This is a genomic window from Pseudomonas tohonis (genome assembly GCF_012767755.2).
GTDB classification, from domain to species: domain Bacteria; phylum Pseudomonadota; class Gammaproteobacteria; order Pseudomonadales; family Pseudomonadaceae; genus Metapseudomonas; species Metapseudomonas tohonis.
In genome coordinates this window covers 5,200,386-5,216,076 of sequence record NZ_AP023189.1, presented here as the reverse complement: position 1 = coordinate 5,216,076, position 15,691 = coordinate 5,200,386, and the positions used below count along the sequence as shown (strand labels likewise).

Sequence of the window (15,691 nt, the reverse complement as noted above, 5' to 3'; positions counted from 1 at the left end):
GGCCCCCGCCGTCGTGACGGGGGCGGTGTGTCACTTGCCGCTGCCGGCGACGCCTTCGCCACCCTTGGTCAGGTAGTAGGCGCCGAGGATCGGCAGCATGGTCACCAGCATCACCAGCATGGCGACGACGTTGGTGACCGGCACATCGCGCGGGCGGCTGAGCTGGTTGAGCAGCCACAGCGGCAGGGTGCGTTCGTGGCCGGCGGTGAAGGTGGTGACGATGATCTCGTCGAAGGACAGCGCGAAGGCCAGCATGCCGCCCGCCAGCAGGGCCGAGCCGAGGTTCGGCAGGATGATGTAGCGGAAGGTCTGCCAGCCGTCGGCGCCCAGGTCCATCGAGGCTTCGATGAGGCTGTGGGAGATGCGCCGGAAACGCGCGATCACGTTGTTGTGGACGATCACCACGCAGAAGGTGGCGTGGCCGATGATGATGGTCAGCAGCCCCGGCTCCAGGCCCAGGCTCTTGAACGCCGAGAGCAGCGCAATGCCGGTGATGATGCCGGGCAGGGCGATGGGCAGGATCAGCATCAGCGAGATGCTTTCCTTGCCGAAGAAGCTGCGCCGGTAGAGCGCCGCCGAGGCCAGGGTGCCGAGCACCATCGCGATCAGCGTGGCGACGCAGGCGACCTGCAGCGACAGCTTGATCGACTCCAGCACGTCCTCGCGGGCGAAGGCCACGCTGAACCAGTGCAGGGTGAAGCCCTTGGGCGGGAAGCTGAAGGCCGCGTCCTCGGTGTTGAAGGCGTAGAGGAAGATGATCAGGATCGGGAAGTGCAGGAACACCAGCCCGCCCCAGGCGGCCGCTTTCAGGCCCCAGGATGCTTTCTCAGAGTGCATCGAATGCCCCCAGACGTTTGACGATGGAGAGGTAGACGGCGATCAGCACGATCGGCACCAGGGTGAAGGCGGCGGCCATGGGCATGTTGCCGATGGCGCCCTGCTGGGCGTAGACCATGCTGCCGATGAAGTAGCCGGGCGGGCCCACCAGCTGCGGCACGATGAAGTCGCCCAGGGTCAGGCTGAAGGTGAAGATCGAGCCGGCGGCGATACCCGGGATCGACAGCGGCAGCACCACCTGCAGGAAGGTCTGGCGGGGCTTGGCGCCGAGGTCGGCGGAGGCTTGCAGCAGGTTCGGCGGCAGGCGCTCCAGGGAGGCCTGGATCGGCAGGATCATGAACGGCAGCCAGATGTAGACGAACACCAAAAAGCGCCCCAGGTGCGAGGTGGACAGGGTGCTGCCGCCGACGCCGGGGATGCCGAGGATGAACTGCAGCACCGGCTCCAGTCCGAACTGCTGGACGAACCACTGGGCCACGCCGCCCTTGGCCAGCAGCAGGGTCCAGGCGTAGGCCTTGACGATGTAGCTGGCCCACATGGGCATCATCACTGCGATGTAGAAGAACGCCTTGGTCTTGCCCGTGGTGTAGCGCGCCATGTAGTAGGCGATGGGGAAGGCCAGCATGCCGCTGGCGATCGACACCGCCACGGCCATGGCCAGGGTGCGCTGGATGATGTCGAAGTTGGCGGCCTGGAACAGCGCCGAGAAGTTCGCCAGGGTCAGGTCCGTGGACACCGCCATGGTGAAGTCGTCGAAGGTGTAGAAGCCCTGCCACAAGAGGCTCAGCAACGAGCCCAGGTAGATGGCGCCGAACCACAGCAGCGGCGGGATCAGCAGCATCGACAGGTACAGCGTCGGCCGGCGGTAGAGCAGGTTGGACAGGCGCCGCATGGCCCCGCTGGGGGCGGCCTGTGCCTGGGCGGTGAGGGTCGCGCTCATGTCACACGCCCTCGCTCAGTTGCACCATGGCCTCGCGCGCCCAGCGCACGGTGATGCGTTCGCCCGGCTGGAACGACGGCGCGGCGGCCTGCCACTGGTTGTTGGCCTGGCTGATGCACAGGTTCTGGCCGTTATCCAGGCGCAGCTCGTAGCGGGTGGCGGCGCCCTGGTACTGGATGTCGTGCAGCAGGCCGCTGATCTGCACCTCGCCGGCCAGGGCGGCCTCGCCGGTGGCGAAGCGGATGTGCTCGGGGCGGATGGAGAAGGGCTGCTCGTTGCCGGTCAGCTCCTTCGCCACGGCGCCGCGCAGCACGTTGGAGGTGCCGACGAACTCGGCGACGAAGGGCGTGGCCGGCTGCATGTAGAGGTTGCGCGGGGTGTCGACCTGCTCGATGCGGCCCTTGTTGAACACCGCCACGCGGTCGGACATCGACAGCGCTTCGCTCTGGTCGTGGGTGACGAAGATGAAGGTGATGCCGAGCTGGCGCTGCAGCTTCTTCAGCTCGCTCTGCATCTGCTCGCGCAGCTTCAGGTCCAGTGCGCCCAGGGGCTCGTCCAGCAGCAGCACGCGGGGGCGGTTGACCAGGGCGCGGGCCAGGGCCACGCGCTGGCGCTGGCCACCGGAGAGCTGCGCCGGCTTGCGGTCGCCGTAGCCGGCCAGGGCCACCATGCCCAGGGCCTCCTCGGCGCGGTTCAGGCGCTCGGACTTGCCGACGCCCTTGACCTTCAGGCCGTAGGCGACGTTGTCACGCACGTTCATGTGGGGGAACAGCGCGTAGTCCTGGAACACGGTGTTGACGTCGCGCTGGTAGGGCGGCAGGCCGGCGGCCTCCTCGCCATGGATGCGGATGGAACCGGAGCTGGGCTGCTCGAAGCCGGCGATCAGGCGCAGGCAGGTGGTCTTGCCGGAACCGGATGGGCCGAGCATGGAAAAGAACTCGCCGTCCTGGATATCGATGGATACCCGGTCGACGGCCTTGACCTCGCCGAAGAGACGGGAAACCTGGGTGAACTGGACTGCAAGCGTCATGGTGCGGTGCTCCGGTAAAGCGAAAAGGGTGCAGGTGTGGCGAAACGGCCCCCCGCCCGCAGGCGAGGGGAAAACTTCAGGTACTGCTGTTCATCTGTCCCCCGTCTCCTGCAAGGAGAGGGAGGCACTTCGAAAGAGGCTGGAAAAAACGTTCAGCCCACGTCGCGAGCGGGCCTCAGCCGTGGTTGGCCAGCGCACAGGAACCGGAGCGTACGACCGTACGTGAGGATTCCGAGCACTGCCCGAACACGGATCAGGCACGCGCAGCAGCGGGCTGAGTGTTTTTCAGCGGCCGCCCATGATGGCGATATAGTCCTGGGTCCACCGGCTATAGGGCACGAACTTGCCGCCCTGGGCCTGCGGGGTCTTCCAGAAGGCGATCTTGTCGAAGTTGTCGAAGCCGTTGGTGGCACAGCCTTCGGCGCCGAGCAGTTCGCTGGCCTTGCAGCCGGCGGGAACGGCGGGGAGGGAGCCGAACCAGGCGGCGACGTCACCCTGGACCTTGGGTTCCAGGGACCAGTTCATCCACTTGTAGGCGCAGTTGGGGTGCTTGGCCTCGGCGTGCAGCATGGTGGTGTCGGCCCAGCCGGTGGCGCCTTCCTTCGGTACCACGGAGGCGATCGGCTGCTTCTCCAGCTGCAGGGCGTTGACCTGGTACGGCCAGGCGCTGGAGGCGACCACGCCTTCGTTCTTGAAGTCGCTCATCTGTACCGTGGTGTCGTGCCAGTAGCGGTGGATCAGCGTGTGCTGCTTGCGCAGCAGGTCGAGCACGGCGCTGTACTGCGCCTCGTTCAGCTCGTAGGGGTCCTGGATGCCCAGGGCCGGCTGGGTGGCCTTCAGGTAGAGGGCGGCGTCGGCGATGTAGATCGGGCCGTCGTAGGCCTGCACGCGACCCTTGTTGGCCTTGCCGTCGGGCAGGTCCTGGGCTTCGAAAATGGTCGCCCAGCTGGTGGGGGCTTCCTTGAAGGTGTTGGTGTTGTACATCAGCACGTTCGGGCCCCACTGGTAGGGCGAGCCGTAGTGCTGGCCGTCCACCGTGTACCAGGGCGCGTCCTTCAGGCGCTCGTCGAGGTTCTTCCAGTTGGGGATCAGCGCGGTGTTGATCGGCTGCACGCGCTTGCCGTAGATCAGGCGCAGCGAGGCGTCACCCGAGGCGGTGACCAGGTCGTAGCCGCCCTTGGCCATGAGGCTGACCATCTCGTCGGAGGTGGCGGCGGTCTTGACGTTGACCTTGCAGCCGCTGTCCTGCTCGAACTGGCTGACCCAGTCGTAGTTCTTGTCGGTCTGGCCGCGTTCGATGTAGCCGGGCCAGGCGATGATGTCGAGCTGGCCTTCGCCAGTGCCGACTTGTTTCAGGGGCTCGGCGGCCTGCAGGCTGGCACTGGCCAGCAGGGCGGTGGAGAGCGCACTGAGCAGAGCGGTTTTGCGCGCGGACATTGATGTTCCCTCTTGTTGACTAGTTATTGGTCGGGGCAGTTGAACGTCGTTTCGCGGGCCTTCCGGCCTTTGTTGTTTTAGAAGTCCTGGCCGTGGCGCGCCATGATGTGGCGCACCACGCTGTAGTCCTGCAACGAGTCGCTGGACAGGTCCTTGCCATAGCCGGAGCGCTTCAGCCCGCCATGGGGCATCTCGCTGGCCAGGGTGAAATGGGTGTTGATCCAGGTGCAGCCGTACTGCAGGCGGTTGGCCAGCTGGAAGGCCTTGTCGAGGTTCTGCGTCCACACCGAGGAGGCCAGGCCGTACTCGGAGTCGTTGGCCCAGTCCAGCGCCTGGTCGAGCTGGTCGAAGCGGGTCACGGTCACCACCGGGCCGAACACTTCGCGCTGGACGATCTCGTCGCCCTGCTTGCAGCCGGCCAGCAGGGTGGGCTGGTAGTAGAAGCCGGCGCCGGAATGCACGGCGGCACCGGTGACGCGCTCGATGTGCGGCTGGCCGAGGGCGCGCTCGACGAAGCTGGCCACGCGGTCGCGCTGGCGCGAGCTGATCAGCGGGCCGATCTCGTTGTCCTGGTCGCGCTTGCGGGCGAAGCGCAGGCTGGCCACGGCGTCGCCCAGCTCACTGACGAGGCGGTCGTGGATGCCGGCCTGGGCATAGATGCGGCAGGCGGCGGTGCAGTCCTGCCCGGCGTTGTAGTAGCCATAGGCACGCACGCCCTGGACCACGGCTTCGAGGTCGGCGTCGTTGCAGACGATCACCGGGGCCTTGCCGCCCAGTTCCAGGTGGGTGCGCTTGAGGGTGCGGGCGGCGGTCTGGAGGATCTTCTGCCCGGTGACGATGTCGCCGGTGAGCGAGACCATGCGCACCCTGGGGTGGCTGACCAGGTGGCTGCCGACGCCTTCGCCACCGCCGGAGACGATGTTGATCACCCCGGCCGGGAGGATCTCCGCCAGGGCGGGGGCCAGGGCCAGGATCGACAGCGGGGTGTGTTCGGACGGCTTGAACACCAGGGTGTTGCCGGCCGCCAGCGCCGGGGCGATCTTCCAGGCGGCCATCATCAGGGGGTAGTTCCAGGGCGCGATGGAGGCGACCACGCCCACCGGGTCGCGGCGCACCATGCTGGTGTGGCCGGGCACGTACTCCCCGGCGAGCTGGCCCTGCTGGCAACGCACGGCGCCGGCGAAGAAGCGGAACACGTCGGCGGTGGCGGGGATGTCGTCCTGGCGCGCCAGGTGCAGCGGCTTGCCGCAGTTCAGCGATTCCAGGCGGGCCAGTTGCTCGGCGTTGGCCTCGACCGCGTCGGCGATGGCCAGCAGGGCGGCGGCGCGTTGCGCGGGGGTGGTGCGGGACCAGCCGGCGAAGGCCTTGTGCGCGGCGAGGACGGCGGCTTCCACCTGCTCGATGGAGGCCTCGGCGATGGCGATCAGGGTTTCCCCGGTGGCGGGGTTGAGGATGGGCTCGACCAGGCCTTCACCGATGACCAGCCGGCCATCGATCAGCAAATGGGAATGCAGGGTGGGCGTGCTCGCAGTGCCGGCCATCTTCGGGGCTCTTTTCTTCCTGGGTTTTTGTTCTTCAGTCATGGCGGGGCTCCTGGCGGCGCCCGGCATGACTCTGTTTATAGGAAGCAGAGCCTAGTGGGCGGGCTTGAGGTCGACAAATTCTAAATATTGAAAGCAGCGTTCGATTAAATCGAAGGCTTGCGGGCGTTCGGCTGTTCGCGGGCCAGGGTGAGGAAGGGGTCCACCAGCGGCGGCCGCGCGGTGCCGCGACGCCAGGCCAGGCCCACGTCCAGCGGTTCGCCCAGGTCCACCAGCGGGCGCGCCTCGATGATGTCGCCCTCCAGGGACCAGGGGCGGTAGGTCATGTCCGGCTGGATCGACAGGCCGAGCCCGGCCGCCACCAGGCTGCGCACCGCTTCCACCGAGGCGGTACGCAGGGTCACCTGGGGCGTGAGGCCGGCGCGGGACCAGATGCGCTGAGTGTGCAGGCCCATCTCGTCGGCGTTGAGCTGGATCAGCGGCTCGCCGGCGACGTCCGCCAGGCTGATGCTGTCGTGCTCCAGCAACGGGTGCTGGGCCGGCAGCCAGAGGCGGTGGGGCGAGTGGGTCAGCACCTCGGTCTGCAGGGCGTGGCGGTCCTCCAGGTTGGAGAGGATCAGCACGCCGACGTCGATCTCGCCGCTCACCAGCAGGTGTTCGATATAGGGGCGTTCGTCCTCCACCACGCGGGTCTTCACGTTGGGGTAGGCGCGCTGGAAGCGGGTGATCAGGTCGGCCAGGTAATAGCCGGCCACCAGGCTGGTCACGCCGATGGTAAGGCTGCCGGCCACCTGGTCGGTGCTCTGCTGCAGGCTGCGCTTGGCGTTGTCCACGGTCGCCAGGATCAGGTGCGCCTGGCGCAGGAACTGGTGGCCCTGGTGGGTCAGGGACATGCCCTTGGCGTGGCGGTTGAACAGGCTGACGCCGATCTCCTCCTCCAGCTGCTGGATGGCCAGGGTCAGGGTGGACTGGGAGATGAAGACCGCCTGGGCGGCTGCGGAGATGGAGCCCGTCTCGGCGACGGCGATGAAGTGGCGGATCTGGCGCAGGGTCATCATGGGGCGGGTTTCCGCAGGTATAAATGCTGCGCGACAGTATGGTTTATCGAAAATCGAGTGGGTGATTCTTTTTTATCGAATGATTGATGCATGTGGCTGGCGGCTTTGAAGGGTGGGCCGGGCGGCGCTCCGCTTCAGCCCAGGCGATGCCTTGCTGGTGGGCTGAAGCCCACCCTACGGTCTGATGTCAGTCCGGCGGTCGGGGCGGGCCCGGCCCAGCGGCAATATCCCGAAGCAATCCGGCGCTCACGTGCTCGGAAACTCGGCGGCTAGAGTGCAGTCCATCAGAAGATTCGCCCACCGAAGGAGGTTGTGATGAACACCCGTGGATTGCTCGATCAACTGCTCAAATCCGGCCAGGACCTGCTGCAACAGAAGACCGGCGGCAAGTCCGGCGGTTTCGCAGGCGGTGGCTCCGGCGGCGTGGGCGGCAACCTCGGCAGCCTGCTCGGCGGCGCCGGTGGCGGCGCGCTGGCGGCCGGTGCGCTGGGCCTGCTGCTGGGCAACAAGAGTGCGCGCAAGCTCGGTGGCAAGGCGCTGACCTATGGCGGCCTGGCCGCACTCGGCGTGCTGGCCTACAAGGCCTACGGCAACTGGCAGGCCAGGCAGGCCAGCGCGCCCCAGGGCGAACCGCAGACCCTCGACCGCCTGCCTGCGCCCCAGGCCGAGCAACACAGCCAGGCCGTTCTCAAGGCGCTGGTGGCGGCGGCCAAGGCCGATGGCCATGTCGACGCCCGCGAACGCCAGCTCATCGAGGGCGAGCTGGGCAAGCTGACCCAGGATGCCGAGTTGCGCTCCTGGCTGGAGCTGGAGCTGAACAAGCCGCTGGACCCCGCCGATGTGGCCCGCGCCGCACGCACGCCGGAAATGGCGGCGGAGATGTACCTCGCCAGCGTGCTGATGGTGGATGAGGAGCACTTCATGGAGCGCGCCTACCTGGACGAGCTGGCCCGCCAGCTCAAGCTCGACCCCGACCTGAAGACCGAGCTGGAAAGCCAGGTCCGCCAGGAACTGCAGGTCAGCTAGGTTCCCGCAGACTGCCTGCATGCCCGATCGCGAATGAATTCGCTCCTACAGGGTGTCGCTGTGCGCCGTTGGGCGGCTGAAGTCGCCCCCGCACCGTCCGCCGGATGAACACGACCGCTGCGTCGGGTGGAGGTCGCCCTTTACCTCCACCACGCGAAGCCGGGCCCTGGCACCCCATGATGGGCTTCGCGGTGCTCGCTGAACACCGATGTCCTCGCTCGGCTGTGGCGCCGCCCATCCTCCCAACACGCCCAGCACAATTTCTCGTTTCTGCCAGACTTCCAGGCGGGCCCGCCAAGGGCTGATGCCCCGTTGCGCTTTGTCTTGCAAGGACGTGGGGCGAGTCTCTAGAGTCGCCGCCCAATGCGCGCGCGATGTCCGGCGCGGTAAGCGAAAAGGTCTGGCAAGCGGGGGTCTACGTGAAGAACTGGTCGGTGCGGCTACGAATCCAGGCGAGTTTCGCCATCATCATCGCGATCATGGTGCTGATGGCCGTTACGGCCTATATGCGCTTGTTCACGGTGCAGAAGGGGGCGGAGCGCCTGGCGCAGGACGCCATGCCCGGCATGTTCCTCATCACCCAGGTACGCAGCGCCTGGACCGATGTGTTCATCAAGACCCTGGAGCGTGTGGGCGCCTCCGACCAGCCGCTGGAGAAGGTCGACCTGGACAACCTGCGTCTGCTCGATGAACGGCTCGACGGTGTCGTGGCCGACTACCGCAAGACCGCCCGCGACGACAACGACCTGGTGCTCCTGGAGAACTTCAACCAGAGTCGCAAGCGCTATGACGCGACCCTTTCCACGGTTATCGAGTTGCACCAGCAGAAGCGACTGGGCGAAGCCCGCTCGCTGCTCACCGGTGACCTCACCAAGCTGTGGAACGAAGGACGCAATCACCTGACCGAGCTCATCAGTTACAACCGCAAGACCGCCGAGGAGGCGACCGGCGACATCGTCGACGCCGCGCGCAATGCCGAGCTGAGCATGATCGTCTCGGTGCTCCTGGCCGTCGCCGCCGCTTTCGTCTGTGGAGCTTTGCTGGTGCGGGCCATCACCGAGCCGGTGCAGCGCGTGGTGCAGAACCTCCAGGCGCTCGCCTCGGGCGATCTCACCGCGCGCCTGCACCTTGGGCGCAAGGATGAGTTCGACTCCATCGAGACGGGCTTCAACAGCATGGCGGAGGAGTTGAAGAGCCTGGTATCCCAGGCCCAGCGCTCCTCGGTGCAGGTCACCACCTCGGTGACCGAGATTGCCGCGACGACGCGCCAGCAGCAGGCAACGGCCACCGAGACGGCGGCCACCACTACGGAAATCGGTGCCACTTCACGTGAGATCGCCGCCACGTCGCGGGACCTGGTGCGCACCATGACCGAGGTTTCCGGCGCCGCCGAGCAGACCTCCACCCTGGCCGGCTCCGGCCAGCTGGGCCTGGCGCGAATGGAGGAGACCATGCACCAGGTGATGGGCGCCGCCGACCTGGTCAACGCCAAGCTGGCGATCCTCAACGAGAAGGCCGGCAACATCAATCAGGTGGTCACCACCATCGTCAAGGTCGCCGACCAGACCAACCTGCTGTCCCTCAACGCCGCCATCGAGGCGGAGAAGGCCGGCGAGTACGGCCGCGGGTTCGCCGTGGTGGCGACCGAGGTGCGCCGCCTGGCCGACCAGACGGCCGTGGCCACCTACGACATCGAACAGATGGTGCGCGAGATTCAGTCTGCCGTCTCGGCCGGGGTGATGGGCATGGACAAGTTCTCCGAGGAGGTGCGCCGCGGCATGTCCGAGGTCGGCCAGGTCGGCGAGCAGCTGTCGCAGATCATCCAGCAGGTGCAGGCCCTGGCGCCGCGCGTGCAGATGGTCAACGAAGGCATGCAGGCGCAATCCACCGGCGCCGAACAGATCAACCAGGCCCTGGTGCAGCTGGGCGAGGCTTCGGGGCAGACGGTGGAGTCCCTGCGTCAGGCCAGCTCCGCGATCGATGAGCTCAACCACGTCGCCCAGGGCCTGCGGGCCGGCGTCAGCCGCTTCAAGGTCTGAGATGACGACCCGCGCGACTGGCCAGCAGCCCCGTCGTGGGCAGCTCTACCTGCTGTTCGGCATGGGCAGCGACCGCTATGCCCTGGACGTACGCGACGTGCTGGAGGTGATGCCCCTGCGCCGTCTCAAGCGCCTGCCCGAGGCGCCTGCCTGGGTGGCTGGCGTTTTCGACTGGCGCGGTGCGCCGGTGCCGGTTCTGGATCTCGGCGTCCTGGCTTTCGGCGAGCCCGCCCGCCCGCGTACCAGCACCCGGCTGGTGATGGTGCGCTACGCCGGGCACAATCTCGGCCTGGTCCTGGAGCAGGCCACCGAGACCTTGCGCTGCCAACCCGAGGAGTTCCAGGACTACGGGCTGGATGGGGGCGAGGCGCGTTACCTGGGGCCGGTTTTCCGCAGTGCACAAGGGCTGGTGCAGCGTGTCGAGGTCGCCGAGCTGCTCGGTGAAGAGGCACGCGCGCTGCTGTTCCCGGCCGATGCGGAGGCCACATCATGACCCCGCGCTTCGAGCGTCTGCTCAAGGAGCGCATCGGCCTTGACGTCGACTCGGTCGGCCGCGAGCTGGTGGAGCGCGCCATACGCCTGCGCATGCAGGCCAGTGGTTGCCGGGACGTGGACGAGTACTGGCTGAGCCTGGAGTCGTCCCACGGTGAGCAGCAGGCCCTGGTCGAGGCCGTCGTGGTTCCCGAGACCTGGTTCTTCCGCTACCCCGAGTCTTTCGTGGCCCTGGCCCGGCTGGCCTTCGAGCGCCTGCCGCGCCTCGCCTCCGGGCGCCCGCTGCGGGTGCTGAGCCTGCCCTGCTCCAGTGGCGAGGAGCCGTACTCCATCGTCATGGCGCTGCTCGATGCGGGCTTTGCCCCGGCACTGTTCCAGGTGGATGCGCTGGACGTCAGCGAGAAGGTGCTGGAGCGCGCGCGCCAGGCCGTCTACGGGCGCAACTCGTTCCGTGGCGAGGAGCTGGGCTTTCGCGATCGCCACTTCCTGCCCGTCGAGGAGGGCCACGTCCTCACCGAGCAGGTCCGGCGCAAGGTGAACTTCCGCCATGGCAATCTGCTGGGGCCGGGCCTGTTGGCGGGCGAGGCGCCCTATGACTTCGTGTTCTGTCGCAACCTGCTGATCTACTTCGACCGGCCCACCCAAAGCCAGGTGTTGGCGGTGCTCAAGCGTCTGATGTGTCCTGACGGGGCGCTGTTCGTCGGTCCTGCCGAGGCCAGCCTGCTGAGCCAGGACGGCATGCGTGCGCTGGATCTGCCGCAGTCCTTCGTGTTCCTGGCAGGCGTGGCCAGGGCGCCACGCGCCGTCGCGCCGAGTCCACGGGTCGCTTCCGCTCCGGCGCCTGCCCCAGCCCCCCGAAGGGCTGCCCCGCCAGCGTTCCGCCCGGCGCCCGTCGCCCCGCGCCCGGCACCGGTCGGGCGCGGCCAGGAGGCCGCTGGCGAGCTGTTGGAGATCGCCCGGCTGGCCAACGGCGGCAACAGCATCGACGCCCGCGCTGCCTGCGAGCGCCACCTGGCCGCCCATGGCCCCTCGGCGGCGGTGTTCTACTGGCTGGGCCTGCTCTGCGATGTGGCCGGCCAGCAGCGCGAGGCGCAGGACTACTACCGCAAGACCCTCTACCTGGAGCCCGGGCATGCCGAGGCCCTGGCCCACCTGGCGGCGTTGCTCGCCGCGCGCGGCGACCTGGCGGGGGCCAGGCGGTTGCAAGAGCGCGCCAGCCGTGGAGTGAGCGACCATGATCGATAGCCGCGTCATACGCCTCGACGACAGCCCGGAGGCGCCCATCGACGACTGCTGGAACCGTATCGGCGTGCACGGCGACAAGAGCTGCGAACGCCTGCAGGCGCATATCCACTGCCGCAACTGCGAGGTGCATGCGGTGGCGGCCATCCGGCTGCTGGACCGCTATGCGCTGCACCGCGAGGTGGAAGAGGAGCAGGCCTCCGGTGAGGAGGACCTTGGCGAGACCCGTTCGACGCTGGTCTTCCGTCTCGGGGACGCCTGGTTGGGGCTCGCCACGCGACAGCTGGTCGAAGTGGCGCCCCAGTCGTTGATCCACTCCCTGCCGCACCAGCGCTCCCTCGGCCTGCTCGGGGTGACCAACGTGCGCGGCGCGCTGGTCGCCTGCCTGTCGCTGGTGGAGGTGCTTGGCCTGGAAGCGGGGGGCGGCGTGGTGACGGAGCGCCGTGTGGTGCCGCGCATGCTCATCGTCGCCAGCGGGGATGGCCCCGTGGTGACGCCGGTGGATGAGGTCGACGGGATTCATGCCATTCCCCTGCGCGCCGTGCTGGAAGGTGGCCGCGGCACCGCCCAGGTGGCCCGCCCCTTCGCCGCCGGCGTGGTGCAGTGGCGAGGGCGCAGCATCACCCTGCTGGACGAGACGATGCTGCAGCAGGCCATCGCCAGGAGCCTCGGATGACCCCGGACCAGATGCGCGATGCGTCGCTGCTGGAACTGTTCAAGCTGGAGGCCGAGGCGCAGACCCAGGTGCTCAGTAGTGGGCTGATGGTGCTGGAGCGCAACCCGCGCCAGGCCGACCAGCTCGAAGCCTGCATGCGCGCCGCCCACTCGCTCAAGGGGGCTGCGCGCATCGTCGGCATCGAGGCTGGCGTGCGCATCGCCCACGTGATGGAAGACTGCCTGGTGGGCGCCCAGGAGGGGCGCCTGCAGTTGCAGTCCGAGCACGTCGACGCGTTGTTGCAGGGCTCCGACCTGCTGCTGCGCCTGGGCTCGGCGGCGGGGGCCGATTGGGCCGACAAGGACGGTCGCGCGCAGATCGATGCCCTGGTGGAGCGTCTGCAGGCGTTGGCCAGCGGGCAGCGCGTGGCCCCTTGCGAGCCGGGCACCCGCTACGAGCCGGTCGGCGAATCCGTGGCCCTGCCCGACGAGGCGGCACCCGAGGAGGAGCACCCGGCATCCGCTCCAGCGACCGGCGAGAGCCGGGACCGGGTGCTGCGGGTGAGCGCCGAACGCCTCGATCACCTGCTGGATATCTCCAGCAAGTCGCTGGTCGAGTTCCAGCGCATCAAGCCCCTGGGGGATGCATTGCAGCGCCTCAAGCGCCTGCAGGCCAGTGCGGCACGTACGCTCGACGGAGTGCGCGAGGCGGTGCAGGACGATGCGATGGACGCCCCCTCCCGCGCCATGCTGGCCGAGGCCAGGCAGTTGCTCGGCGAGTGCCAGCAGATGCTCGCCCGGCATATGGCCGACCTCGATGAGTTCGGCTGGCAGGGTGGCCAGCGCGCGCAGTTGATGTACGACGCCGCGCTGGCCTCGCGCATGCGCCCGTTCGCCGATGTGCTCGTCGGCCAGGCGCGCATGCTGCGCGATCTCGGCCGTTCCCTCGGCAAGCAGGTGCGCCTGGACATAGAAGGTGAGAACACCCAGGTCGACCGCGATGTGCTGGAGAAGCTCGAAGCGCCGCTCACCCACCTGCTGCGCAATGCCGTGGACCATGGCATCGAGAGCCCCGCGCAGCGAATCGCCCGTGGCAAGCCGGAGGAAGGACGCATCCTCCTCAGCGCGCGCCACCACGCCGGCATGCTGGTGCTGGAGCTGCGTGACGATGGCGCCGGGGTCGACCTGGAGCGCCTGCGTGCTGCGGTCATCGAGCGTGGTTTCGCCAACGCCGAGACCGGCGCGCGACTGAGCGAGGAGGAACTGCTGGCCTTCCTCTTCCTGCCCGGCTTCAGCATGCGCGGGCAGGTCACCGAGGTGTCCGGTCGCGGTGTCGGGCTGGATGCCGTGCAGCACATGGTCCGTCAGTTGCGCGGTGGCGTGCGCATGGAACAGCGCCAGGGCGAAGGCACCCGCTTTCATCTGGAGGTGCCGCTGACCCTGTCGGTGGTGCGCAGCCTGGTCGTGGAAATCGGCGGCGAGGCCTATGCCTTCCCCCTGGCGCACATCGAGCGCATGACCCGCGTGCCCGGCGAGGCGCTGGTGCAACTCGAAGGCCGCCAGCATTTCTGGCATGAAGAGCGGCATGTCGGCCTGGTAGCCGCCAGCCAGATATTGCAACGCCCGGAGGGCGATGCCGGCGAGGACGGCCTGGCGGTGGTGCTGGTGCGGGAGCGTGAGGCGCTCTACGGCATCGTCGTCGACCGCTTCATCGGCGAGCGCACCCTGGTGGTGATGCCGCTGGACCCGCGCCTGGGCAAGGTCCAGGACGTTTCCGCCGGCGCGCTGCTGGACGATGGCACGCCGGTGTTGATCCTCGATGTGGAGGACATGCTCAAGTCGGTCGGCAAGCTGCTCGGCAGCGGCCGCCTGGAACGTGTCGGTGGCCTGGCCCGGCAGGGTGCCGGCCATCGACGCAAGCGGGTGCTGGTGGTGGATGACTCGCTCACCGTGCGCGAGCTGGAGCGCAAGCTGCTGCTCGGCCGTGGCTACGAGGTGGCGGTGGCGGTGGACGGCATGGACGGCTGGAACGCATTGCGTTCGGAAGCCTTCGACCTGCTGATCACCGACATCGACATGCCGCGCATGGACGGCATCGAGCTGGTGACCCTGGTGCGCCGCGACAGCCGGCTGCAATCGTTGCCGGTGATGGTGGTGTCCTACAAGGACCGTGAAGAAGACCGGCGCCGTGGCCTGGATGCCGGTGCCGACTACTATCTGGCCAAGGCCAGTTTCCACGACGAGGCGTTGCTTGACGCGGTGGTCGTGCTGATCGGAGAGGCACAGGGATGAGGATAGGAATCGCCAATGACATGCCCCTGGCGGTCGAGGCGCTGCGTCGCGCCTTGGCCCGCGAGCCGGCTCACCAGATCGTCTGGATCGCGAGCAACGGCGCCGAAGCGGTGCGTTTCTGCCGGGAAGACACCCCGGACCTGGTGCTGATGGACCTGCTGATGCCGGAGATGGATGGCACCGAGGCGACCCGGCGGATCATGGCCCAATCCCCCTGCGCCATCCTCATCGTCACCGTCGACAAGGAGCAGAACATCCACCGTGTTTTCGAGGCGATGGGCCAGGGTGCGCTGGACGCCGTGGACACGCCCGCCCTGGGCGCCGACCACGAGCGCGACGCCTCGGCACTGCTGCGCAAGATACAGAACATAGGCTGGCTGATCGGGCAGCGTGTGGGCAGCCGCGGGGCTCGCGAGCCCTCGTGCCGGCAGTTGGTGGCCATCGGTGCCTCGGCCGGCGGGCCCGCGTCCCTGGCGCAGCTGCTCAAGCAGTTGCCGGCCGACTTCGCGCCGGCGGTGATGCTGGTGCAGCACGTCGACGAGACCTTCGCCGCCGGCATGGCCGAGTGGCTGGGCAGCGAGTCCAGCCTGCCGGTGCGCCTGGCCCGCGAGGGCGACCAGCCGCAACCCGGCCACGTGATGCTGGCGGGCACCAATAACCACATGCGCCTGCTGCGCAATGGTGAGCTGGCCTATACCGAGGAGCCTCGCAGCCACGTCTACCGGCCTTCCATCGACGTGTTCTTCGACAGCCTGGTGGCGCATTGGCGGGGCGACGCGGTGGGCGTGTTGCTCACCGGCATGGGCCGCGATGGTGCGCAGGGGCTCAAGGCCATGCGTGACCGGGGCTTTCTCACCATTGCCCAGGACCAGGCGAGCAGCGCCGTATACGGCATGCCCAAGGCGGCGGCAGCGCTGGATGCCGCCGTGGAAATCCTGCCCTTGCAGCGGATCGCACCGAGGCTCGTGGAAGCGTTCTCGCGATGACGGCTGCCCGGGGCGCTACCCGGGGTGACATATTTTTTGACGGCGGCCTACCCGTGACACGCATTATCATGGGCCGCGCACTTCGATGTAGTGTGCGTGTCGCGCAAGGCCCGTGGG

The 15,691-nt window shown here is 68.0% G+C and carries 13 protein-coding genes and 1 other RNA gene; 7 read left to right on the top strand and 7 right to left on the bottom strand.

From position 1 onward, the window contains the following. Positions 1-30: 30 nt before the first annotated feature. From HSX14_RS23920 to HSX14_RS23890, 7 genes are all read right to left on the bottom strand, one after another. Positions 31-837 carry an ABC transporter permease gene (locus HSX14_RS23920; RefSeq protein WP_021217182.1) on the bottom strand — a complete coding sequence of 269 codons (807 nt, stop codon included), beginning with the start codon at positions 835-837 and terminating at the stop codon, positions 31-33. Further along, entirely contained in the window at positions 827-1,777 is a 951-nt protein-coding gene (locus HSX14_RS23915; protein WP_173176047.1) for an ABC transporter permease, read from the bottom strand. The genes HSX14_RS23920 and HSX14_RS23915 overlap by 11 nt, the downstream gene beginning before the upstream one ends. A 1-nt stretch (position 1,778) precedes the next feature. Beyond that, positions 1,779-2,807, bottom strand: a complete 1,029-nt coding sequence (locus HSX14_RS23910; protein WP_173176049.1) for an ABC transporter ATP-binding protein — start codon at positions 2,805-2,807, stop codon at positions 1,779-1,781. Positions 2,808-2,956: 149 nt separating this feature from the next. After that, a non-coding RNA gene (locus tag HSX14_RS23905) (sX9 sRNA) lies at positions 2,957-3,031 on the bottom strand. Positions 3,032-3,092: 61 nt separating this feature from the next. Further along, positions 3,093-4,244 carry a putative ABC transporter substrate-binding protein YdcS gene (gene ydcS, locus HSX14_RS23900; protein ID WP_173176051.1) on the bottom strand — a complete coding sequence of 384 codons (1,152 nt, stop codon included), beginning with the start codon at positions 4,242-4,244 and terminating at the stop codon, positions 3,093-3,095. Positions 4,245-4,321: 77 nt separating this feature from the next. After that, positions 4,322-5,827: a gamma-aminobutyraldehyde dehydrogenase gene (locus HSX14_RS23895; protein WP_173176053.1), complete on the bottom strand. Its 1,506-nt coding sequence runs from the start codon at positions 5,825-5,827 to the stop codon at positions 4,322-4,324. Positions 5,828-5,931: 104 nt separating this feature from the next. Next, on the bottom strand, positions 5,932-6,843 hold the full coding sequence (locus tag HSX14_RS23890) for a LysR family transcriptional regulator (RefSeq protein ID WP_173176055.1): 912 nt from the start codon (positions 6,841-6,843) through the stop codon (positions 5,932-5,934). 315 nt (positions 6,844-7,158) lie between these two features. On the opposite strand from HSX14_RS23890, the gene HSX14_RS23885 reads away from it, so the two are divergent. The 7 genes from HSX14_RS23885 (at position 7,159) to cheB (ending at position 15,574) form a co-directional block, all read left to right on the top strand. Continuing rightward, on the top strand, positions 7,159-7,869 hold the full coding sequence (locus tag HSX14_RS23885) for a tellurite resistance TerB family protein (protein ID WP_173176057.1): 711 nt from the start codon (positions 7,159-7,161) through the stop codon (positions 7,867-7,869). Between the two features lie 419 nt (positions 7,870-8,288). Then, a complete protein-coding gene (locus tag HSX14_RS23880) occupies positions 8,289-9,908 on the top strand; it encodes a methyl-accepting chemotaxis protein (RefSeq protein ID WP_173176271.1) in 1,620 nt (539 codons plus the stop codon). Position 9,909: 1 nt separating this feature from the next. Then, entirely contained in the window at positions 9,910-10,401 is a 492-nt protein-coding gene (locus HSX14_RS23875) for a chemotaxis protein CheW (RefSeq protein ID WP_173176059.1), read from the top strand. Further along, positions 10,398-11,645, top strand: coding sequence for a CheR family methyltransferase (locus HSX14_RS23870; protein WP_173176061.1), 1,248 nt, complete (start codon positions 10,398-10,400; stop codon positions 11,643-11,645). The genes HSX14_RS23875 and HSX14_RS23870 overlap by 4 nt, the downstream gene beginning before the upstream one ends. Further along, positions 11,635-12,318, top strand: a complete 684-nt coding sequence (locus HSX14_RS23865) for a chemotaxis protein CheW (protein ID WP_173176063.1) — start codon at positions 11,635-11,637, stop codon at positions 12,316-12,318. The genes HSX14_RS23870 and HSX14_RS23865 overlap by 11 nt, the downstream gene beginning before the upstream one ends. Next, positions 12,315-14,588, top strand: coding sequence for a hybrid sensor histidine kinase/response regulator (locus tag HSX14_RS23860; RefSeq protein ID WP_173176065.1), 2,274 nt, complete (start codon positions 12,315-12,317; stop codon positions 14,586-14,588). The genes HSX14_RS23865 and HSX14_RS23860 overlap by 4 nt, the downstream gene beginning before the upstream one ends. Then, positions 14,585-15,574, top strand: a complete 990-nt coding sequence (gene cheB, locus HSX14_RS23855; RefSeq protein ID WP_173176068.1) for a chemotaxis response regulator protein-glutamate methylesterase — start codon at positions 14,585-14,587, stop codon at positions 15,572-15,574. Before HSX14_RS23860 ends, cheB begins: the two co-directional genes overlap by 4 nt. The last annotated feature ends 117 nt before the right edge of the window (positions 15,575-15,691 follow it).